Below are 20036 nucleotides of genomic sequence, written 5' to 3' on the forward strand. Positions count from 1 at the left end.
GGCGTCGCGTCCCCGGCCCATTCCGCGAGGCCCGGACGTCGATGAGCACCCGGACCGGACGGCCGGGCGCGCGCTGCCGACAGGTCCTCGGACTGAAACAGGCGTGCGGAAACACGCGAGTACACCGTTGCGGGACAGTTCCGGATTCGCACCGGATTCCCCTGGGCGACAGCGAGGATGAGCATACATCTTGTGCCAGCCTGCCGTGTCACCCCCACATGTTGTGCCTGTTGCGTGTTGTGGTGGCTCCGCAGGGTCAACTCGCATGACAGCGGGCCGCCGGGGGTCGTGCCCTCGGCGGCCCGCTGTCGGGTGGTTCGTGACCGGTCGCGCTAGTGGGTGCTTCCCGCGGTGGCGGGCGGGAGTTCCACCTCGACCCCCGGGTCGCCCGCGTCCGCCGTGTAGTCCTCCGGCCTGGTCTCGTCGAGGCCCTCCGGGGCCTTCACGGCCTTCAGGACGAAGGTGAGCACCACGGTGACCACGACGTTGAGCACGAACGCCGTGAGGCCGATGTAGCCGATCTCCCCGATGCCCGGGATCTCCTTCGCGGAGCCGCCGAAGTGCTTCTGGGTCGGCGAGGCCACCCCGTACGCGGCGAGCGTGCCGTACACCATGCCGACCGCCCAGCCGGCGAGCAGTGCCCAGCGGTGGAACCAGCGGGTGAACAGGCCGCCGACCAGGGCCGGGAAGGTCTGCAGGATCCAGATGCCGCCCAGCAGCTGGAAGTTGATGGCGACCGTCTTGTCCATCGTCAGGACGAAGACCAGCGCGCCCACCTTCACCAGCAGCGACACGATCTTGGAGACCCGGGTCTCCTCCTTCGGCGTGGCGTCCGGCTTGATGAAGTCCTTGTAGATGTTGCGGGTGAACAGGTTCGCCGCCGCGATGGACATGATGGCCGCGGGCACCAGGGCGCCGATGCCGATCGCCGCGAAGGCCACACCCGCGAACCAGTCCGGGAACATGTCCTCGAAGAGCTGCGGGATCGCCAGCTGACCGTTGGTGACCTTGACCCCGGCCGCGATCGCCATGAAGCCGAGCAGGGCCAGCAGACCCAGCATCAGCGAGTACAGCGGCAGGAGTGTGGTGTTGCGGCGGATCACCTCACGACTCCTGGACGACAGGGTCGCGGTGATCGAGTGCGGGTACATGAACAGGGCGAGCGCGGAACCGAGCGCCAGGGTGGCGTACGTCCACTGGCCCGCCTCCGGCGGGGCGAGCGCGCCGCGCGGCTTGCCGGTCGCCGGGTTGACCTGGCTGAAGGCGTCGCCCGCCTTGGCGAAGACGTCGTCGAACCCGCCCAGCTTGATCGGGATGTAGATGATCGCCACCGCGATGACGATGTAGATCAGCGTGTCCTTCACGAACGCGATCAGGGCGGGGGCACGCAGCCCGGACGAGTAGGTGTACGCGGCCAGCACGCCGAAGGCGATGAGCAGCGGCAGGTCCTTCACGAACCAGTTGGTGCTCTCGCCGCCGCCGACGCCCATCACGTCCAGCACCGCCTGGATGCCCACGAGCTGCAACGCGATGTACGGCATCGTCGCGAGGATGCCGGTGACCGCCACGGCCAGCGACAGGCCCTTGGAGCCGAACCGGCCGCGCACGAAGTCCGAGGTCGTGACGTAGCCGTGGCGGTGCGAGACCGACCACAGGCGGGGCAGGAACGTGAAGATCAGCGGGTAGACGAGGATCGTGTACGGGACCGCGAAGAAGCCGGCCGCGCCCGCCGCGTAGATCGCCGCCGGTACGGCGACGAAGGTGTACGCCGTGTACAGGTCGCCGCCGAGCAGGAACCAGGTGATCCAGGTGCCGAACGACCTTCCGCCCAGGCCCCATTCGTCCAGGGAGTGCTCGTTGTCGGCCCTGCGCCAGCGTGCGGCCAGGAAGCCCATGACCGTGACGGCCAGGAAGAAGAAGATGAAGACGCCGAGCGCGACGCCGTTGACGCCGTCCTTCACTTCGCCGCACCCCCGTTCCGGGCACCGCGGCTGCGCTGGTCACGCTGCCACAGCTGGTACGCCAGCATCGTGAGCGCGGTGGAGATGACCACCCACAGCATCTGGTACCAGTAGAAGAACGGGATCCCGATGAACGTGGGGTCCGTCTTGGAGTACGAGCCGACCCACAGCATCGCCACGAAGGGCGCGACGAGGCACAGGCCGATGATCACCCGGACCGGTGTCACGACCGGTGGTCTCACTTCTTGCGTTTCGGACATGCCACGGCTCCGTCCCCTCGCTGATCACCTGTGTAATGCGCAGGCAATCTAGGTGACGCCGTCCCGGCAGCGGAAGACCTCGTCCGCATATCGGCATATCGATTTCGCGTGCGGAGCGTGAAGGTTTCCGGCGCCGGTCAGTCCTGGGGGCGCTTCAGGCGGGCGACGAACTTGTACCGGTCACCCCGGTAGACGGACCGAACCCACTCCACCGGCTGGCCGTCGCGGTCCAGGGAGTGGCGGGAGAGCATCAGCATCGGCAGACCCACGTCGGTACCGAGCAGACCCGCCTCGCGCGGGGTGGCCAGCGAGGTCTCGATGGTCTCCTCGGCCTCGGCGAGATGGACGCCGTAGACCTCGGCGAGCGCGGTGTACAGGGACGTGTACTTCACCAGCGACCGCCGGAGCGCGGGGAAGCGCTTGGCCGACAGATGGGTGGTCTCGATGGCCATGGGTTCGGCGTTGGCCATACGCAGCCGCTCGATGCGCAGCACCCGGCCGCCGGCCGTTATGTCGAGCAGCTCGGCGAGCCGGTCGTCGGCCGTGATGTACCCGATGTCCAGCAGCTGCGAGGTGGGCTCCAGGCCCTGGGCGCGCATGTCCTCGGTGTAGGAGGTCAGTTGCAGCGCCTGGGACACCTTCGGCTTGGCGACGAACGTGCCCTTACCCTGGATGCGCTCCAGCCGGCCCTCGACGACGAGCTCCTGCAGGGCCTGCCGGACGGTGGTGCGGGAGGTGTCGAACTCGGCCGCCAGCGTGCGCTCCGGCGGGACCGGCGTGCCCGGCGCCTGCGTCTCCGTCATGTCGAGCAGGTGCTTCTTCAAGCGGTAGTACTTGGGCACGCGCGCGGTACGGACGGTCGTGCCGGCCTCGTGCTCCGCACTGCTGACGTCGGTGCTCATGCTCTGCCTTCCCGGCTCCGGATGCCGAAAGCGACCGACCGACCGTCGGCCACGGCTCACATCGTGGCACGGCTTCGTGTGTCAGGCTCCACCCGCACGCTCCGTGATCCCCTTTGTATACCGGCGCGCCCTCTGCTGGTCTAGTCCAGCGGCCCCGGCGTCACGCCCCGGCGCGCCGGGGCAGGCGCGCCGGACGTCCCCTATATGCCCTGCCAGTCCGGCTTGTGGGCGTAGGTGTGGCGGAAGTAGTCGGCCAGCTTGAGCTTGGACGCGGCGGCCTCGTCGACGACCACCGTGGCGTGCGGGTGCAGCTGGAGCGCCGAGGCCGGGCAGACGGCCGCGACCGGCCCCTCGACGGTGGCGGCGACCGCGTCCGCCTTGCCCTCGCCGGTGGCGAGCAGCACCAGGTGGCGGGCCTCCAGGATGGTGCCGATGCCCTGGGTGATCACGTGGTGCGGCACCTGCTCGATGTCACCGTCGAAGAAGCGCGCGTTGTCGATCCGGGTCTGCTCGGTCAGTGTCTTGATCCGGGTGCGCGAGGCGAGCGAGGAGCACGGCTCGTTGAACCCGATGTGCCCGTCCGTCCCGATCCCAAGGAGCTGCAGGTCCACCCCGCCGGCCTCGGTGAGCGCGCGGTCGTAGGCCTCGCAGGCCGCCTGGACGTCCTCGGCGGTGCCGTCCGGTCCGATGAAGGCCTCCATCCCGATGCCGAGCGGCTCCAGCACCTCCCGGCGCAGCACCGAGCGGTAGGACTCGGGGTGGTCGGCGGGCAGCCCCACGTATTCGTCGAGCTGGGCTATGCGCGCCCCGGAGGTGTCCACCGCACCGGAGCGCCACTTGAGGGCCAGTGCCTGGTAGATGGGCAGCGGAGTGGAACCGGTGGCCATACCGAGCAGCGCGTCGGGCTTGCGTCGCAGCAGTTCGGCCATGGCCTCGGCGATCAGCTCGCCGCCCGCCGCGGCGTCCGGAACGATGACAACTTCCACGCTGGGCCTGCCGTTCTCAAGAGGGCTTGAAGTCTGGGAAACTTGCCATGTGGTTTAGACCAATCTAACAGAACGAGGGGCCGAGAGCAGGGGTGCGTAAGTCGCTCGCCCTGTTGTCTAGCGATCGCTACATTAAAAATGTACTACGCGAGGGCCGCATTCTCTAGGGGTCGCTATAGAATGCCCTCCATGGTGACCGGTCAGGAGACGAACCCGCAGGCCAGGCCGTTGCGATCGCGAGGGCGCCCGCGCTCCTTCGACCGGACGACCGCCCTGGAGAAGGCGCTGACGGCCTTCTGGCAGCACGGCTACGAGGCCACCTCGGTCTCCGACCTCACCCGGATCATGGGCATCGGCGCCCCGAGCCTCTACGCGGCCTTCGGTGACAAGCGGACCCTGTTCGAGGAGGTCGTCCGGGTCTACGTCGGCACCCACGGCGCCTTCGCCGACCGGGCCCTGGCCGAGGAGCCCACCGCCCGGGCCGCCGTCGGGCGCACGCTGCGCGAGGCCGCCGCCCGGTACACCGACCCCGAGCACCCCTACGGCTGCCTGGTCGCGCACGCGGCCACCAACTGCACGAGTCCCGAGGTCGAGCGGCTGCTGCGGGACCGGCGCGACGCGTCCCTGGCCGCCCTGGAGTCCCGGATCCGGGCCGACGCGGCGGCCGGCCCGCTGCCCGCCGGTACCGACGCCGCGGCCCTGGCCCGGCATGCGACCGCGGTGCTCCACGGCATGTCCCAGCAGGCCCGGGACGGCGCGACCCGGGCGGAGCTGGAGGCGCTCGCCGAAATTGCCATGGCCATCTGGCCCCGCGGCTGAGCCGGGCGGGCTAGGCTGCGTGGCATCGCGTGCCGTCTCAACGCATGCCCTCACGCGCATGGACACACCCTCGTGGTCTAGTCCACAATGCGTAAGAGGATCTCATAGGGAAAAATGCACAGCTTCCGTCTTCCCCGCACAGGAAGGCGGACCGAGGACCCGGCGCTCTCTGCCCTGACTGCCCCGGCTCCTCGACCTTCGGCCGACCGGGACCGCACACCCCGCGGCCGATGATGCTCCGGGCTGCGGTGCCGGAAGGGCTGAGGGTCCCTTCCAGGCGCCGCGGCCCGCGGGTGTTTTTCGGTCACCCGTGCGGCCCCGGGTACGCTCGCATCGTGCCCTCCATGAACGAACTCGTACGCCAGCACACGGCCCTCGACGACTCCGACCTCGAGTGGCTCCACCTGCTGGTCTCGGAGTGGCAGCTGCTCTCCGACCTCTCCTTCGCCGACCTGGTCCTGTGGGTCCCGACCAGCGACGGCACCCGGTACGTCTCGATCGCCCAGATGCGCCCCAACACCGGCCCGACCTCGTACCAGGACGACATGGTCGGCCATCTGGTCCCGCGCGGCCGGCGGCCCATGCTGGACGCGGCGCTGGACGAGGGCCGGATCGTGCGCGAGGGCGACCCGGAGTGGCGCGAGGAGGTTCCCGTCCGGGTCGAGTCCATCCCCGTACGGCGGGCCGGCCGCGTCCTCGGCGTCATCGCCCGCAACACCAACCTGCTCACCGTCCGCACCCCGAGCCGGCTGGAGCTGACCTATCTGCAGAGCGCCTCGGACCTCGCGCAGATGATCGCGGCCGGCTCCTTCCCCTTCCCCGACCAGCAGGTCGACATGGACGCCTCGCCGCGGGTCGGCGACGGACTCATCCGGCTGGACGCGGACGGCATCGTCCAGTACGCCTCACCGAACGCCCTGTCCGCCTACCACCGGCTCGGCCTCGCCGCCGACCTGGTCGGTCACCACCTGGGGCGGACCACCGCCGAACTCGCGCCCACCCGGGGTCCGGTGGACGAGGCGCTCGCCAAGGTGGCGAGCGGCTGGGCGCCGCGTGAGTTCGAGATCGAGGCACACGACGGGGTCATCCAGTTCCGGGCCATTCCGCTCAAACCCAAGGGCACCCGCATCGGTTCGCTGGTGCTGTGCCGGGACGTCACCGAACTGCGCCGTCGCGAACGTGAGTTGATTACCAAGGACGCGACGATCCGGGAGATCCACCACCGGGTGAAGAACAACCTGCAGACCGTCGCGGCCCTGCTCAGGCTGCAGGCCCGGCGCATTGGTTCCGAGCGTGGCCGGGAGGCCCTGGAGGAGGCCGTCCGCCGGGTCGGCTCGATCGCGATCGTGCACGAGACGCTCTCTCAGAACCTCGACGAGCGCGTTGAGTTCGACGACATCGCCGACCGCGTGCTCGCGATGGTCGCCGAGATCTCACCGGGCAAGGTGGCCGGCCGGCGCAGCGGGCGCTTCGGCATACTCGACGCCGAGGTCGCCACCCCGCTGTCGATGGTGCTCACCGAGGTGCTGCAGAACGCCCTGGAACACGGCTTCCGCGAGGGCGACACCGGCACGGTCGAGGTCTCCGCGGTCCGCGGCGGCACCACCAAGGAGGCCCGCCTGCTGGTCACGGTCCAGGACGACGGCGTCGGCCTGCCCGAGGGATTCGACCCGCACCGCTCGGGCAACCTCGGCCTGCAGATCGTACGGACGCTGGTGGAGGGCGAGTTGGGCGGCACCTTCGACATGGTCCCGGCGCCGGAGCGGGGGACCCGGGTGATCCTCGACATCCCGGTGCGCGCGCAGAAGTGAGCCCGCCCGGCCCCGAACAGCATTGAGCCCCGGACCACTTGGTGATCCGGGGCTAAAGCTCGAAGCTATGCGCATCGGGGGTACTGCGCGCTGCGGCTCGGGGGCGGGAGATGCGTACGCGGTGTACGCGCCGCCAAGCTCAGGCTGTCAGCAGGGGTGGGGTGTCAGGCGGAGGCCTGACGGGCCCGGTTGCGGGCGGCGCGGCGCTTCATGGCGCGGCGCTCGTCCTCGCTGAGACCACCCCAGACGCCGGAGTCCTGACCGGACTCGAGCGCCCACTGCAGGCACTGCTCGATAACCGGGCAGCGACGGCAGACGGCCTTGGCTTCCTCGATCTGCAGCAGCGCAGGACCGGTGTTGCCGATGGGGAAGAAGAGCTCGGGGTCTTCCTCGCGGCAAACGGCGTTGTGACGCCAGTCCATGGCTGCTACCTCTCCTTGGTATTACATGCAAGTTGCTTGTGAATGTGAACGCTTTCACGAATCCCTCAACAAGTGAAGGGCCGATCGCCGAGTCTTCCCCGGCGTGGTCCTTGGTTTGAAGAGGGGTTCCGGTGATCAGTGGAGGCCGGTGTTGCGGGCCGTCCCGATCGCCACGTAGAGACTCGCAAACCTCAGCGGCGGATACAACCCCTTCAGGAAAGTTTTTTTTGATTCCTCGGTGTCGACTAGGTCACAGCCGTACTTCCATGGGGTGGACCCTGGTCTAAACGTTCGAGTGAAAGGACTTTTGCGTTTTCCGCTCACACAATCACACGCAGTGCACGGCGTACGCCTGTGAACGTCACGCTCGTACGCAGCCCCAGGTGGTCACCGTCCATCTGAAGGGGCAGGGGCACCTTCGAATGCAAGGTGAACCGGTCCAGATCATGGAGTGAGACGGCATGCTTCCCATGAGGTCCCCGCTCGGGGGACGAAGTGAGCAACTGGGTGCCATACCGGGCAACGGCGGCCGTGGACAGACGGCTGAGACCGAGTACGTCGAGGCCCGTGTCGAACGAGGCCTTGGGTGACGTGTACATAGGGCGATTGCCGAGATACGTCCAGGGGGACGTGTTCGAGGCTATGGCGACCACCAGATCGGTGACCGAGGCCTCGCCGGCCCGTTCGAGCGTGATCGTGCCGTGCCGTCGGTGCTGCTCGCCGAGGAACTGGCGCATCACCTGACGTACGTACAGCGCGTGCGTCGACTTCTTCCCGCGCTCGCGCTGCTGCTCCACCCGGCCGACCACACCCGCGTCGAAGCCCAGCCCCGCGTTGAACGTGAACCAGCGCGCCGGCACCGACTCGTCCTCGGTGCCGGGCGTGCCCGAGGTCAGGCCCAGGCCGACGACCCGCTCGCTGCTCTCGCGCAGGGCGTCCAGCAGGGCGCCGGTGGCCTCGACCGGATCGTTGGGCAGGCCGAGCGCACGGGCGAAGACATTGGTGGAGCCGCCCGGCACCACGGCGAGACCGGGCAGCCGGTCCGGGTCGGGGCCCGCGTGCAGCAGGCCGTTGACCACCTCGTTGACGGTGCCGTCGCCGCCGAGGGCCACGACCATGTCGATGTCCGAGCTCTGCGCGGCCTGCCGGCCCAGGTCGCGGGCGTGGCCGCGGTACTCGGTGGTGACCGCCTCGAGCTTCATCTCGCTCGCCAGCGCGTGGATCAGCACGTCACGTCTGCGTGCGCTTGTGGTGGTTGCCGCCGGATTGACCACGAGAAGTGCACGCATGGATGGCAGCGTACCTACTGGGGGGTACCCGGCCCAGACCGAGGTAGGGATCCGGTAAGAGGAGGGGGCGTGACCCTGCCCACGCGGGCCCTCGGAGCGGCGGACCGCGCGCGGTACCTCCCCGCGGCCGCCCCGAGCGGCCGGCCGATACCCTTCAGGGGTGAGCAGTGAGCAGAACCCCGCCCCGGACACCGCCGAAGCCCCCGCGAGTGCCGAGCCGCGCCCGCGCCGGCTGACGTACGCGGCGGCGCTGGCCGCGCTGGAGGGGGTCGCCCTCGTGATCGGCGGCGTGTGGATCCTGGTCCTCGGGCTCACCGGCGCCCCGGACGACCGTCAGCAGGCCGTGACCGGCGGGATCACCCTGCTGGTGCTGGCACTGCTGCCGCTGCTCGCCGCGCGCGGCCTGCTGCTGCGGCGCGGCTGGAGCCGTGGCCCCGCGGTGATCACCCAGCTCATGGCCCTGCCGGTGGCCTACAACCTGCTCCAGGCCGACAGCATGGCCATTCCGGGCGGCATCGCCCTGGCCGTCGTGGCGGTCGCCGCTCTGGTGCTGCTGGTGAGCCCCGCGACGACCCGGGCGCTCGGGATCAAGGGTCCGGGCCGGGCCGAGTAGGCGGCCCGCCCGGGTCCGGTCACTCCTCCACCAGCAGCTTCTCCCGCAACTGGGCCAGGGTGCGGGCCAGCAGCCGGGAGACGTGCATCTGGGAGATGCCGACCTCCTGCGCGATCTGCGACTGGGTCATGTTCCCGAAGAAGCGCAGCAGCAGAATCCGCTTCTCGCGGGGCGGCAGGTCCTCCAGCAGGGGCTTGAGGGACTCCCGGTACTCCACGCCCTCCAGCGCCTCGTCCTCGGCGCCGAGGGTGTCGGCCACCGCGGGGGACTCGTCGTCGGTGTCGGGGACGTCCAGCGACAGCGTGGAGTACGCGTTGGCGGACTCCAGGCCCTCCAGGACCTCCTCCTCGGAGATGGCCAGCTTCTCGGCCAGCTCGTGAACGGTGGGCGAGCGGCCGTGCAGCTGGGACAGCTCGGCCGTGGCCGTCGTCAGCGCCAGGCGCAGCTCCTGCAGCCGTCGCGGCACCCGGACCGCCCAGCCCTTGTCGCGGAAGTGCCGCTTGATCTCGCCGACGACGGTCGGGGTGGCGTACGTGGAGAACTCCACGCCGCGCTCCGGGTCGAAGCGGTCGACGGACTTGATCAGGCCGATGGTGGCGACCTGGGTGAGGTCGTCCAGCGGCTCGCCCCGGTTGCGGAAGCGGCGCGCGAGATGCTCGACGAGCGGCAGATGCATACGGACCAGCTGGTTGCGCAGTTCCGCGTACTCCGCGCTGCCCGCGTTCAGCCGGCGCAGTTCGAGGAACATCGCACGCGCCCCACTGCGGTCGTGGGGAGCGTGATGGGTGGCCTGCTGCACGGCCTCGGCGCCCACCGCGTCGTCCTCCGCGTTTCGCTCGTGCTCGCTCATCGTCCCGCCCGTTGCCCTTCCCCGAGCCCTCGCCTCCTCGCGGGCGGCGGACCCGGATCCGCCGCGTGCCTTCGGAGGCGCGCTCTGCACGGCACCGTCGCCGGCGGCCTCGGCGGAGTCGTCCTCCGGGTGCGGCCTGGCCTGCTCGGGGATGCCGTCGATGCCGTCCGCCATGCGTCGGGCGCCGTCCGTGGGGCCTCCGCCCTCCGCCGGCAGCTCCCGTGTGCCGCGCTCTTCGTCCCGCACCGGCCCGTCCCCGTTCCTCACGCCGGCCCGGGGCCCGCGCCGCGCTGCTTGTAGAGGCTGATCGACACGGTCTTGTCCTCGTCGACGGCGGACGAGACCTTCCCCGCCAGTGCCGAGAGCACCGTCCAGGCGAAGGTGTCCCGGGCGGGGGCGTGGCCGTCGGTGGTCGGCGCCGACACCGTGACCTCGAGCGAGTCGTCGACCAGCCGGAAGACACAGCTGAGCACGGAGCCGGGCACGGCCTGCTGCAGCAGGATCGCGCAGGCCTCGTCCACGGCGATCCGCAGATCCTCGATCTCGTCCAGGGTGAAGTCCAAGCGGGCCGCCAGACCGGCCGTGGCCGTCCGCAGCACCGACAGGTAGGCACCCGCAGCCGGCAGCCGGACTTCCACGAAGTCCTGGGTCGCGGGCTCGCCTGCGATCTGGGACACCCTCACCTCCATGGTGGTACAAGCTTTACGGGGCCGAGGGTCGCCCCCCGGGGTAACGCATACGTGGTTCCGCGGTGACGCTATCGCGCTCCGAACGTTTCTGTCCCCGGGGCCCCAACCCCCTGGCGTCACTCACAGTAAAGCTGCGGATACGCTCCGTGTCTAGAGGGTTAGCGGGCCCAAATGGGAAGAGCGCGCGCCGGGTTGACGTACCCCGGCGTCACACGCCCGAACCGTCGGCGGTGGCCGCTCCCTGAAGTGTCACACGAGTACGTGGTCGATGAAGCACCAGCGCCAGTCCTCGCCGGGCTCGAAGGTCCGCATCACCGGGTGGCCGGTCTCCGTGTGGTGCCCCGTGGCGTGCCGTCCCGGCGAGGAGTCGCAGCAGCCGATGTGGCCACAGGTAAGACAGAGTCGCAGCTGCACCGGATGCGTGCCCTGCGCGAGACACTCCGGGCACGTCTCGCTGAGCGGCTCGGGTTGGGGGTGCGGCAGCGCGTCGGAGTGCGTGCACTGTTTCATGATTGCCAGGTTACGACGGCTGTGCGGGTGGCCGCGCGGAAAAACGAGGGTGGGCGAGGACCATGGACGTGATGCCGCTGCTCCTGCTGGTGGCGGGGAGCGCCGCGGTCGCGGGGGCGGCCCGGCGTACCCCGCTGCCGGCGCCACTGCTGCTGGTCGCGGTCGGCCTTGCGGTCTCCTACACCCCGGGCGTGCCGGACTACCGGCTCGACCCCGAGGTGGTCCTGCCGCTCGTGCTGCCGCCGCTGCTGTACACCTCGGCGAGCGACAGCTCCTACCTCGACCTGCGGGCCCAGCTCAGGCCGGTGGCGCTGCTGTCGGTGGGGTACGTGCTGTTCGCGACCGTCGTCGTCGGCTGGGCCGCCTATCTGGTCATCCCCGGGATGCCGCTGCCCGCCGCCCTGGTGCTGGGCGCGGTGGTGGCGCCGCCCGACGCGGTCGCCGCCACGGCGGTCGCCCGCCGGGTCGGGCTGCCGTCCCGGATCACCACGATCCTGCAGGGGGAGTCCCTGCTGAACGACGCCACCGCGATCACCGCCTACAAGGTGGCGCTGGCCGCCGCCATCGGCGAGGGCGCCACCTGGGCGGGCGGCATCGAGGAGTTCCTGATCGCGTCCGTCGGCGGTGTCGGTGTCGGCCTCCTGCTCATGGCGCCCCTGCACTGGCTGCGCACGCACCTGAGGGAACCGCTGCTGCAGAACACGCTGTCCCTGCTGATCCCGTTCGTCGCCTACAGCGTCGCCGAGCAGGTGCACGCCTCCGGCGTCCTCGCGGTCGTGGTCGTCGCCCTCTACCTCGGGCACCGCGCGTGGGAGGTCGACTTCGCCACCCGCCTCCAGGAGGAGGCGGTGTGGAAGATGGTCGCCTTCATCCTGGAGTCCGCGGTCTTCGCCCTGATCGGCCTGCAGCTTCCGGTCGTCCTGAGGGGCCTCGGCGAGTACGAGGGCGTCACGGCCGCCTGGTACGCGATCGCGGTCTTCGTGGTCGTCGTGCTGGCCCGGTTCGTCTGGGTCTACCCGGCGGCCTTCGTGCCCCGCCTGCTGTCGGAGCGGATCAGGACACGTGAGGAGAACCCCACCTGGCGGGGGGCGATGGTCACCTCGTGGGCCGGGATGCGCGGAGTGGTCTCCCTCGCCATCGCCTTCTCCATCCCGCTGACCGTGCACGGCGGCCACCCCTTCCCGCAGCGCAACCTGATCCTCTTCCTGACCTTCACCACCGTCATCGGCACGCTGGTACTCCAGGGGGTGACCCTGCCGCCGCTGATCCGCCTGCTGAAATTCCCCGGCCGCGACCGGCGGGCCGAGACGCTGGCCGAGGCCAACGCCCAGGCGCAGGCCTCCCTGGCCGCGGAGAGCCGCCTCGAGGAACTGCTCTCCGACGAGCGCAACGCCCTGCCGCCGCCGCTCGCGGACCGCCTGCGCTCGGTGCTGGAGCGCCGCCGCAACGCCGTCTGGGAGCGGCTCGGCCAGGTCAACCAGGTCACCGGTGAGTCCGTCGACGACACCTACCGCCGTCTGGCGCGCGAGATGATCAGCGCCGAGCGCGAGGTGTTCGTCAGGCTCCGCGACCACCGCTACATCGACGACGAGATGCTCCGCGTGCTGCTGCGCAGGCTCGACCTGGAGGAGGCGGCCGCCTACCGGGAGGCCGCCTAGTGCTGCGACCGGAAAGGTGCACCGGCTCGCGACGCCCGGCACGGCACCTCGCCGCGTTGTCGCATCACCCGAGTACATCCAGTACCCGGTGCGATGCTTCGCCTTGCGACGCACCGCACCGGACGCCGCGGGCTTCCCGGCAGACCGTTCCGGCCACAGCACCAGCCCGGGCCTCTCGTTCGGATCATGCCGGGCTACGGGAAGGGCCGCCCGGTGACCACCGCCGTGACCGTCGTCCCGCGCGCGAAGGCGCCCTCCTCGGCCAGGGAGGCGAGTCCGTAGAGCATCTTGGCGACATATAGACGCTCCACGGGCAGGGAATGCCGCTGCTCGAAGTCCTGTGCGAAGGCGTCGAGCGCGGGCGTCGTGCGGGCGTAGCCGCCGAAGTGGAAGCGGTCGTCCACGGACCAGCTGCCGCTGCGGGTACCGAAGGCCGCTTCCTGCAGGGCCTGTACGTCGGCTGCCAGGAAGCCGCCCTTGAGCACCGGTATGCCGAGCGCCCGGCTGCCGTGGGGCAGCCCGGCGGCGAGTCCGGCGAGCGTGCCGCCGGTGCCGCAGGCCACCGCGACGACATCGGTGTGTCCGCCCAGCTCCTCACCCAGGGCCCGGCAGCCGCGCACGGCCGCGGCGTTGCTGCCCCCCTCGGGGACGACGTACGCGTCCTCGGCGCCGGCGGCGCGCAGGATCGCGGCCCGGGTCTCCGGCTCGTGCTTGTGCCGGTATGTCGATCTGTCGACGAAGTGCAGCCGCATGCCGTCGGCCGCGCACCGGGCCAGCGACGGGTTGAGCGGCCGGCCGGCCAGCTCCTGGCCCCGGACCACGCCGGTGGTCGGCAACCCCAGCAGCCGGCCCGCCGCGGCGGTCGCGCGCAGATGGTTGGAGTAGGCCCCGCCGAAGGTGACCAGGGCCCGGCCTCGTGCCGCCTCGATGTTGGGGGCCAGTTTGCGCCACTTGTTGCCGATCAGCTCCGGGTGGATCAGGTCGTCCCGCTTGAGGAGCAGGCGCAGGCCGCGCCGGCCGAACCGGTCGTCCCGTACCTCCCGCAGGGGCGAGGGCAGGCGCGGGGCGAGCGGGCCGGTGCTGGTCACGCCCTCATTGTCGCCCGGTGGCGGCCGCGGACGGCTACGACTTCAGGCGATCCCCCACCCGCTCCCGCAGCCACGCCATCGAGAAGCCGCGCGGGTCCACCTTGCCCGGCTGCCACTCCAGGTGGCCGATGACCGACCTTTCCGTCCAGCCGTGATGGCGGCACACGGCCGCCGCGGCCCGTGCGATCGCGTCCAGCTGCGCCTCGGGCCACGGGTCGTCGCCGTCGCCCAGGTTCTCGCACTCGAAGCCGTAGAAGTGCCGGTTGCCGTCGGTGTTCGCCTCGTTGTCCGGCGGCAGCCGTTTCTCCGCGATCACGGCCCGCAGCACCTCGTCGTCGCCGAGACCGGCGTGGTTGGCGCGGCCGTGGCCGACCAGGTGGATCATGCCGTCCTTGGTGATCACGCCGTGGCACAACGGGCCGGGGAGCCCCGCGTGTCCGTCGCGGCAGATCTCGACGGTGTGGGCGCTGCCCCGGGTCACCGTGTGGTGGATCATCACGCCGTGGACGGGGCCCCACGGGCCCTTGTGGTTGCGGTTGTGGTGCTGCCAGTCGCCGACCTCGACGACCGTCGCGCCCTCCGCTCGCAGCGCGGCCAGAAACCCGCTCGCGGACATGGGTGGGGCCATGGCCGCCTCCTTCGTGCTGTGCCCGGTCGGCCGCCGGTCGCGGCCCACTCGTACAGCTGCTTCTACCGAAACCGGACGTCCCGGACTACCTCGCTCGCACATTGTGCGAGCCGATCCGGACAGGCGGCACATCCCGGGTGGCGCTGGACAAGGTCCCACTTTCTGCCCAGTAGTGCGATGATCCATTCCCGCTCTTTCGGGTAATGGCACGGCCACGTTACGTGATGGAAGCTTGCTCGTGAGACCGGTGTGCGATTCGGCGCCGGGCATACATGAGAGGGCATAGCCATATGTCGGTAGGCGAAGAGGTCCGCACGGAGCAGGGCAAGCCGCAGCAGTCTCTCGGCACGGCGGCAGCGCGGAACCTGGCCACCACCACCAAGTCCGTTCCGCAGATGCAGGAGATCAGCTCCCGCTGGCTGCTGCGCACGCTGCCCTGGGTGGACGTCCAGGGTGGCACGTACCGGGTGAACCGGCGGCTGACGTACGCCGTCGGCGACGGCCGCATCACCTTCGTGAAGACCGGGGACCAGGTGGAGGTCGTCCCGGCCGAACTCGGCGAGCTGCCGGCGCTGCGGTCGTACGAGGACGACGAGGTCCTCACCGAGCTGGCCCGGCGCTGCCGCCAGCGGAACTTCGCGCCGGGAGAGGTCATCGCCTCCTTCGGCGCCCGGACCGAGAAGGTCTACCTGCTGGCCCACGGCAGGGTCGCGAAGATCGGCTCGGGCCCGTACGGCGACGACGCGGTCCTCGGCGTCCTCGCCGACGGCGCCTACTTCGGCGAGGCGGCGCTGCTGGACCCGGACGTCATCTGGGAGTACACCGCCCGCGCGGACACCGCGTGCACGGTGCTGGTCCTCGGCCGCGAGGACTTCGAGCAGGTCGCCGAGCGCTCCGACTCGCTGCGGGAGCACCTTCGGCGGCTGCGCTCCATCCCCGAGCAGCGGACCAACAAGTTCGGCGAGAAGGAGGTCGAGCTGGCGGCCGGCCACAGCGGCGAGCCGGACATCCCGCACACCTTCGTCGACTACGAGGCCCAGCCGCGCGAGTACGAACTGAGCATCGCCCAGACCGTGCTGCGCATCCACTCCCGCGTGGCCGACCTGTACAACCAGCCGATGAACCAGACCGAGCAGCAGCTGCGGCTGACGGTCGAGGCGCTGAAGGAGCGTCAGGAGCACGAGCTGGTCAACAACCGGGACTTCGGGCTGCTGCACAACTGCGAGTACGACCAGCGGATCCAGCCGCACGACGGCGTACCCGGCCCGGACGACATGGACGAGCTGCTCAGCCGCCGGCGGGGCACCAAGCTGTTCCTCGCCCACCCGCGTGCGATCGCCGCGTTCGGGCGTGAGCTGAACAAGCGCGGACTGGTCCCGGAGACCATCGACCTCGGCGGCAACCGCATCCCCACCTGGCGTGGTGTGCCGATCTATCCGTGCAGCAAGATCCCCGTCACCCCCGAGCGCACGACCTCGATCATCGCCATGCGAACCGGAGAGGCCGACCAGGGCGTCGTCGGGCTGAGGCAGTCCGGCATCCCGGACGAGATCGAGCCGAGCCTGTCCGTCCGGTTCATGGGCATCAACGAACAGGCGGTCATCAAGTACCTGGTGACGGCGTACTACTCGGCCGCGGTCCTGGTGCCCGACGCGCTCGGCGTCCTGGAGAACGTCGAGATCGGCCGGTGGAGGTGACGTCCGCGCACCGCGCACCCGTGTCCCCGCCCCCCGGGGCGGGTACATCCTCGGGGTACGCGTTCACCCCGGGTGGAAGCGCCGCCGTCCGCGGGCATCGCGAGGGGGAGCCATGGCCGATTTCATGACGGAGACCAGACAGCGCGCACCCGGACCGCGTGAGCCACGCGAGTCCACCGGTGGCGCCGCGGCCGGCCCGCCGGACGGGCAGGAGGCGACGGTGCTGCTGGAGCGGACCCGGGCCGTCGTGGACCCGGAACTGCGCGCGGCCGTCGACTCGCTGCCCGGTTCGATGCGCCGGATCGCCCGTTACCACTTCGGCTGGGAGCAGGCGGACGGCACCGCGGCGGCGGGCAACGCGGGCAAGGCGATCAGGCCGGCGCTCGTCCTCGCCGCGGCCGCGGCGCTCGGCGGCCCGAGAGCGAGGGCGGCGGCCGTCCGGGCCGCCGTGGCGGTCGAACTGGTCCACAACTTCACGCTGTTGCACGACGACGTGATGGACCGGGACACCACCCGAAGACACCGGCCCACGGCCTGGACCGTGTTCGGCGACGCCGACGCGATCCTCGCCGGGGACGCGCTGCAGGCGCTGGCCCTGCGGCTGCTCGCCGCGGATCCGCACCCGGTCTCCGGACAGGCCGTCGCCCGGCTCGCCGACTGTGTCGTCGAGCTGTGCGCAGGACAGCACACCGACACGGCACTGGAGCGGCGCGCTCCCGGGGAGGTGACCCTGGACGCGGTGCTGGCCATGGCCGAGGCGAAGACCGGCGCGCTGCTGGGCTGCGCCTGTGCGCTCGGTGCGCTGTACGCGGGCGCCGGGGAGGAGGACGTGGCGGCGCTGGACGGCTTCGGACGCCAGGCCGGGCTCGCCTTCCAGCTGATCGACGACGTGATCGGCATATGGGGCGATCCGCTGCGCACCGGCAAGCCGGCCGGCGCGGATCTCGCCGCCCGCAAGAAGTCCCTGCCGGTGGTGGCGGCCCTGACCTCCGGTACCCCGGCGGGAGCCGAACTCGCCGCGCTGTACGGGAAGCCGTACGCCGAGGGGGAGGACGGGGACTGCGGGGAGATCGCGCGTACGGCCCTGGCGGTCGAGCGGGCCGGCGGCCGGGACTGGGCGCAGGCCGAGGCGGCCGACCGGATGGCCCGGGCGGTACAGGAACTGGCCCGCGCCGTCCCCGCGCCGGAGACGGCGGGCGGACTGCTGGCCCTGGCCGAGTTCGTGACCCGGCGCAGCAGCTGAGCCGGCCGTCGTCCGACGGCCGGCCGAGGAACCCGGAGCCACCGGGACCGTGCGGCTCCTGACCCCGCACGGTCACCGGGGCTCCGGCCTCGGGCGGGCCCCGCGCACCCCCACCGCGCGCGGGACCCGCCGCTTGTCCGTGAGGGGTGCTCTGCCTGCCCGCGGGTGAGTGGGCCGCCGGAAGGGGCTACGCCTCCGGCACGACCGTCCTCACGGTCCTCTCGACGGGCCCTCCGGCACGGCCACGCCCTCCAGGGCTCCGTTCAGGACGGCGGGGAGGGTGGCTCCGTCCAGGACCGCCGGGGAGGGTGAGGTGCTCCGGGAGGAGGCCGAGCGAGGAGGCCGAGTATCGCGAGGTGGAGCACGGCGACGGCACGGAGTTCGCCCTGGACTCGGTCCGCGCCTTCGGCAACGGGGGGATCGTGCGGACGTACCGCGGGGAGCGCTGAGCCCCCGCCCGCCCTACCCTGAGGACATGGGCAGCGAGAGCCACGTCTGTCCCGTCTGCGGGCAGCCCGTCGAAACGGTCGTCGGCCGGTACAAGACGCTGGGCGCCTGGGTGCCGAAGTGGGGTCCCGGCCCCTGCCACAACCCCGACTGCGCATCCCGCGGGGAGCACACCGAGCCCGCCGTACCGGCCACCCCGGACACCGGGACCGAGCCCGGGCGGCCCGCTGGGCCCTCCGCGCCACAGCCCTGAACCCGCGCCGAGCCTGCGCACCGGCTGCTTTCCCCGGTGTGCGCGGCCCGGCGGGCGCCGTAGCGTGGCCGCATGCCGAAGCTTCCGCACATCGTCCACATCACCGAACGCGCGCTGTGGGACGAGGCCCGCGCACGCGGCGCCTACGAGGTGTCCACCCGTGGCCGCACCCTCCAGGAGGAGGGATTCGTGCACTTCTCCACCCGCGAGCAGCTCCCGCGCATCGCGGCCTTCCTGTACGGCGAGTACGAGGGCCCGGACGAGCTGGTCGTGCTGGTCGTGGACCCGGCCCGGCTCGGCGTGCCGGTGAGGTACGAGGCCATGCCGCCGAACGGCGAGGAGTTCCCGCACGTGTACGGGCCCGTCCCGGTCGACGCCGTGGTGGACGTCGAGCCCTGGGGGTGACCGGAGAGGGGGTCGCGCCGTCGACACCGGTGGGGCCGGGCCGTGACGGTGGCCGCGGGGGGCCAAATCGCATGGTGGTCGCAGGACTCGATCCGGCCGCAGGAGCCGTACGTCTGGCGCGACGGGGACGGGACGGAGCCGGGCAGCGAGCACGGGGGCATGTCCGGCCGACCTGCCCGGCCTCCGGGGCCGGACGACGGCGACTGCCCGCCGGTTTCGGAGCCCGGTCCGGAGCGGTCGGCGGGCACGGTGATGTTCGTCTGCGCGTATCGACTACGGCTCCCTGACCGCCGTCGGTAGCCCGCCCGTGCCGGGGTCGCGGCCGGTCAGGCAGTATGTGCCGCCGGCCGGGTCGCGCATCACCGTCCAGTGCGGCCCGTCCTGGACATGGGTGGCGCCCAGCCGCTCGTGCCGAGTCCGGACCGCCGCGATGTCCGCGCAGGCGAGGTCCAGGTGGGCGGAGGCCGGGCCGTCGTCGTCGAGCCGCTGGAGCAGGATCCGTACCGGCTGACCGGCCGGCGGCCTGAGCACCCGGAACTCCGGCCTGGACCCCGTCAGCAGGTCCCAGCCGGTCAGCGCCGCCCAGAAGGCGCTCTCGGTGTCGTACCCGGAGGGCGGGATGTCCAGGCACACCTGGTCCAGACGGCTGCCCGCGACCACCGGCGGCCGCACCTTCTCTCCCTGCCAGACCCCGGCACAGAACGGCTGCCCGCCCGGCGAGCGCAGCACGGCCCAGTCCGAGTGATCGGCGGCCGTCACCGCGCCGAGTCCGGCGGCCGTCGCCATGAACGCCCGCACGTCGTCGACGAAGAAGTCGAGATGGGCCCCGCCGTCCCCGTCGAGGACCCCTTGCAGCTTCAGGCAGGGATCCGCGCCGTCCGGCAGTAGCGTCACGAACTCCTGCCGTACGCCCCGGAATTCGGAGAGGCGGGTGCCCGTGACGGCCGTCCAGAAGGCATGGGCCTCGGCGAGGCGTCCGAAGGGGCGATCGGCGAATGCGTACGTCCAGCGGATGGTGTCCATGGCCGGGATCGTAGGGCGACGGCCGCGGCGAACGCGGGGAGTCTCAGCCCGCGTCCGGGTCCGCGGGCCGCTGGAGGAACCGCAGCATGTTCCCGGCCGGGTCCCGGAACGCGCAGTCCCGTACCCCGTACGGCTGGTCCGTCGGCTCCTGCAGCACATCACCGCCGGCCTCCCGGACCCGCTCGTACAGCGCGTCGCAGTCGGCGGTGGTGAAGATGACGCCGCGCAGCAGCCCCTTGGCGAGCAGTTCGGCGATCGCCTGCTTGTCGGCCCGGGAGATGTCCGGGCTCGCGCCCGGCGGCTCCAGCACGATCTCCACGTCCGGCTGCAGCGGCGAACCCACGGTGACCCACCGCATCCCCTCGAAGCCCACGTCGTTGCGGACCTCCATACCGAGCACGTCACAGTAGAAATGGAGCGCCTTGTCGTGGTCGTCCACGGCGATGAAGCACTGCTTGAGTTTCAGGTCCATGGCCTCACGC

At 71.2% G+C, this 20036-nt stretch carries 21 protein-coding genes and 1 riboswitch; of the genes, 8 read left to right on the forward strand and 13 right to left on the reverse strand.

All coding sequences use genetic code 11. The features are described 5' to 3' along the window. Positions 1-60: 60 nt before the first annotated feature. Positions 61-215: riboswitch (cobalamin riboswitch) on the reverse strand. A 117-nt stretch (positions 216-332) separates the two neighbouring features. From mctP to nagB, 4 genes are all read right to left on the reverse strand, one after another. Further along, positions 333-1961 carry a monocarboxylate uptake permease MctP gene (gene mctP, locus ACFVVO_RS03695; RefSeq protein ID WP_390051351.1) on the reverse strand — a complete coding sequence of 543 codons (1629 nt, stop codon included), beginning with the start codon at positions 1959-1961 and terminating at the stop codon, positions 333-335. Further along, entirely contained in the window at positions 1958-2221 is a 264-nt protein-coding gene (locus tag ACFVVO_RS03700; protein WP_390051353.1) for a DUF3311 domain-containing protein, read from the reverse strand. The genes mctP and ACFVVO_RS03700 overlap by 4 nt, the downstream gene beginning before the upstream one ends. Before the next feature lie 137 nt (positions 2222-2358). Next, positions 2359-3123: a GntR family transcriptional regulator gene (locus ACFVVO_RS03705; RefSeq protein ID WP_390051355.1), complete on the reverse strand. Its 765-nt coding sequence runs from the start codon at positions 3121-3123 to the stop codon at positions 2359-2361. 200 nt (positions 3124-3323) lie between these two features. Next, complete coding sequence (gene nagB / locus ACFVVO_RS03710) at positions 3324-4109, reverse strand: glucosamine-6-phosphate deaminase (protein ID WP_390051357.1); 786 nt, start codon at positions 4107-4109, stop codon at positions 3324-3326. A gap of 189 nt (positions 4110-4298) precedes the next feature. Between nagB and ACFVVO_RS03715 the strand changes: the two genes are divergently transcribed. After that, positions 4299-4928 carry a TetR/AcrR family transcriptional regulator gene (locus ACFVVO_RS03715; RefSeq protein WP_390051358.1) on the forward strand — a complete coding sequence of 210 codons (630 nt, stop codon included), beginning with the start codon at positions 4299-4301 and terminating at the stop codon, positions 4926-4928. Positions 4929-5263: 335 nt separating this feature from the next. Then, the gene (locus ACFVVO_RS03720; protein ID WP_390051360.1) at positions 5264-6739 is read left to right on the forward strand and encodes a sensor histidine kinase; all 1476 of its coding nucleotides are present in this window, start codon (positions 5264-5266) and stop codon (positions 6737-6739) included. Positions 6740-6903: 164 nt separating this feature from the next. On the opposite strand, the gene ACFVVO_RS03725 is transcribed toward ACFVVO_RS03720, so the two are convergent. Beyond that, positions 6904-7161, reverse strand: coding sequence for a WhiB family transcriptional regulator (locus tag ACFVVO_RS03725; RefSeq protein ID WP_003992873.1), 258 nt, complete (start codon positions 7159-7161; stop codon positions 6904-6906). Positions 7162-7481: 320 nt separating this feature from the next. Then, on the reverse strand, positions 7482-8450 hold the full coding sequence (locus ACFVVO_RS03730; protein WP_390051361.1) for a diacylglycerol/lipid kinase family protein: 969 nt from the start codon (positions 8448-8450) through the stop codon (positions 7482-7484). Positions 8451-8610: 160 nt separating this feature from the next. Here ACFVVO_RS03730 and ACFVVO_RS03735 point away from each other — a divergent pair, with 160 nt between their 5' ends. Continuing rightward, on the forward strand, positions 8611-9063 hold the full coding sequence (locus ACFVVO_RS03735) for a hypothetical protein (protein ID WP_390051363.1): 453 nt from the start codon (positions 8611-8613) through the stop codon (positions 9061-9063). Between the two features lie 19 nt (positions 9064-9082). Here ACFVVO_RS03735 and ACFVVO_RS03740 read toward each other — a convergent pair whose 3' ends face one another. The 3 genes from ACFVVO_RS03740 to ACFVVO_RS03750 form a co-directional block, all read right to left on the reverse strand. Continuing rightward, positions 9083-10180, reverse strand: a complete 1098-nt coding sequence (locus ACFVVO_RS03740) for an RNA polymerase sigma factor SigF (RefSeq protein ID WP_390051365.1) — start codon at positions 10178-10180, stop codon at positions 9083-9085. Beyond that, entirely contained in the window at positions 10177-10590 is a 414-nt protein-coding gene (locus tag ACFVVO_RS03745; RefSeq protein WP_019058277.1) for an anti-sigma regulatory factor, read from the reverse strand. Before ACFVVO_RS03745 ends, ACFVVO_RS03740 begins: the two co-directional genes overlap by 4 nt. 261 nt (positions 10591-10851) lie before the next feature. Continuing rightward, a complete protein-coding gene (locus ACFVVO_RS03750; RefSeq protein ID WP_390051367.1) occupies positions 10852-11112 on the reverse strand; it encodes a UBP-type zinc finger domain-containing protein in 261 nt (86 codons plus the stop codon). 62 nt (positions 11113-11174) lie between these two features. On the opposite strand from ACFVVO_RS03750, the gene ACFVVO_RS03755 reads away from it, so the two are divergent. Further along, the gene (locus tag ACFVVO_RS03755) at positions 11175-12770 is read left to right on the forward strand and encodes a Na+/H+ antiporter (protein ID WP_390051368.1); all 1596 of its coding nucleotides are present in this window, start codon (positions 11175-11177) and stop codon (positions 12768-12770) included. Between the two features lie 194 nt (positions 12771-12964). Here the strand turns inward: ACFVVO_RS03755 and ACFVVO_RS03760 are convergent, their stop codons facing one another. Both ACFVVO_RS03760 and ACFVVO_RS03765 read right to left on the reverse strand, forming a co-directional pair. Next, positions 12965-13858, reverse strand: coding sequence for a 1-aminocyclopropane-1-carboxylate deaminase/D-cysteine desulfhydrase (locus ACFVVO_RS03760; RefSeq protein WP_390051370.1), 894 nt, complete (start codon positions 13856-13858; stop codon positions 12965-12967). A 34-nt stretch (positions 13859-13892) separates the two neighbouring features. Continuing rightward, positions 13893-14486 (reverse strand): N-acetylmuramoyl-L-alanine amidase, encoded by a 594-nt coding sequence (locus ACFVVO_RS03765; RefSeq protein WP_390051372.1) that lies wholly within the window; start codon positions 14484-14486, stop codon positions 13893-13895. A gap of 290 nt (positions 14487-14776) precedes the next feature. On the opposite strand from ACFVVO_RS03765, the gene ACFVVO_RS03770 reads away from it, so the two are divergent. The 4 genes from ACFVVO_RS03770 (at position 14777) to ACFVVO_RS03785 (ending at position 18531) form a co-directional block, all read left to right on the forward strand. Next, positions 14777-16183, forward strand: a complete 1407-nt coding sequence (locus tag ACFVVO_RS03770) for a family 2B encapsulin nanocompartment shell protein (protein ID WP_390051374.1) — start codon at positions 14777-14779, stop codon at positions 16181-16183. A gap of 112 nt (positions 16184-16295) precedes the next feature. Continuing rightward, positions 16296-17426 (forward strand): family 2 encapsulin nanocompartment cargo protein polyprenyl transferase, encoded by a 1131-nt coding sequence (locus ACFVVO_RS03775; RefSeq protein WP_390051376.1) that lies wholly within the window; start codon positions 16296-16298, stop codon positions 17424-17426. Between the two features lie 475 nt (positions 17427-17901). Further along, entirely contained in the window at positions 17902-18126 is a 225-nt protein-coding gene (locus ACFVVO_RS03780; RefSeq protein ID WP_390051377.1) for a hypothetical protein, read from the forward strand. Positions 18127-18198: 72 nt separating this feature from the next. After that, positions 18199-18531, forward strand: a complete 333-nt coding sequence (locus ACFVVO_RS03785; protein WP_390051379.1) for a DUF952 domain-containing protein — start codon at positions 18199-18201, stop codon at positions 18529-18531. A 273-nt stretch (positions 18532-18804) separates the two neighbouring features. Here the strand turns inward: ACFVVO_RS03785 and ACFVVO_RS03790 are convergent, their stop codons facing one another. After that, entirely contained in the window at positions 18805-19554 is a 750-nt protein-coding gene (locus ACFVVO_RS03790; protein WP_390051381.1) for a VOC family protein, read from the reverse strand. Positions 19555-19597: 43 nt separating this feature from the next. Next, positions 19598-20026: a VOC family protein gene (locus tag ACFVVO_RS03795; RefSeq protein WP_390051383.1), complete on the reverse strand. Its 429-nt coding sequence runs from the start codon at positions 20024-20026 to the stop codon at positions 19598-19600. Positions 20027-20036: the final 10 nt, after the last annotated feature.

The sequence above is a fragment of the Streptomyces sp. NPDC058145 genome (assembly GCF_042884245.1).
Lineage (GTDB): Bacteria > Actinomycetota > Actinomycetes > Streptomycetales > Streptomycetaceae > Streptomyces.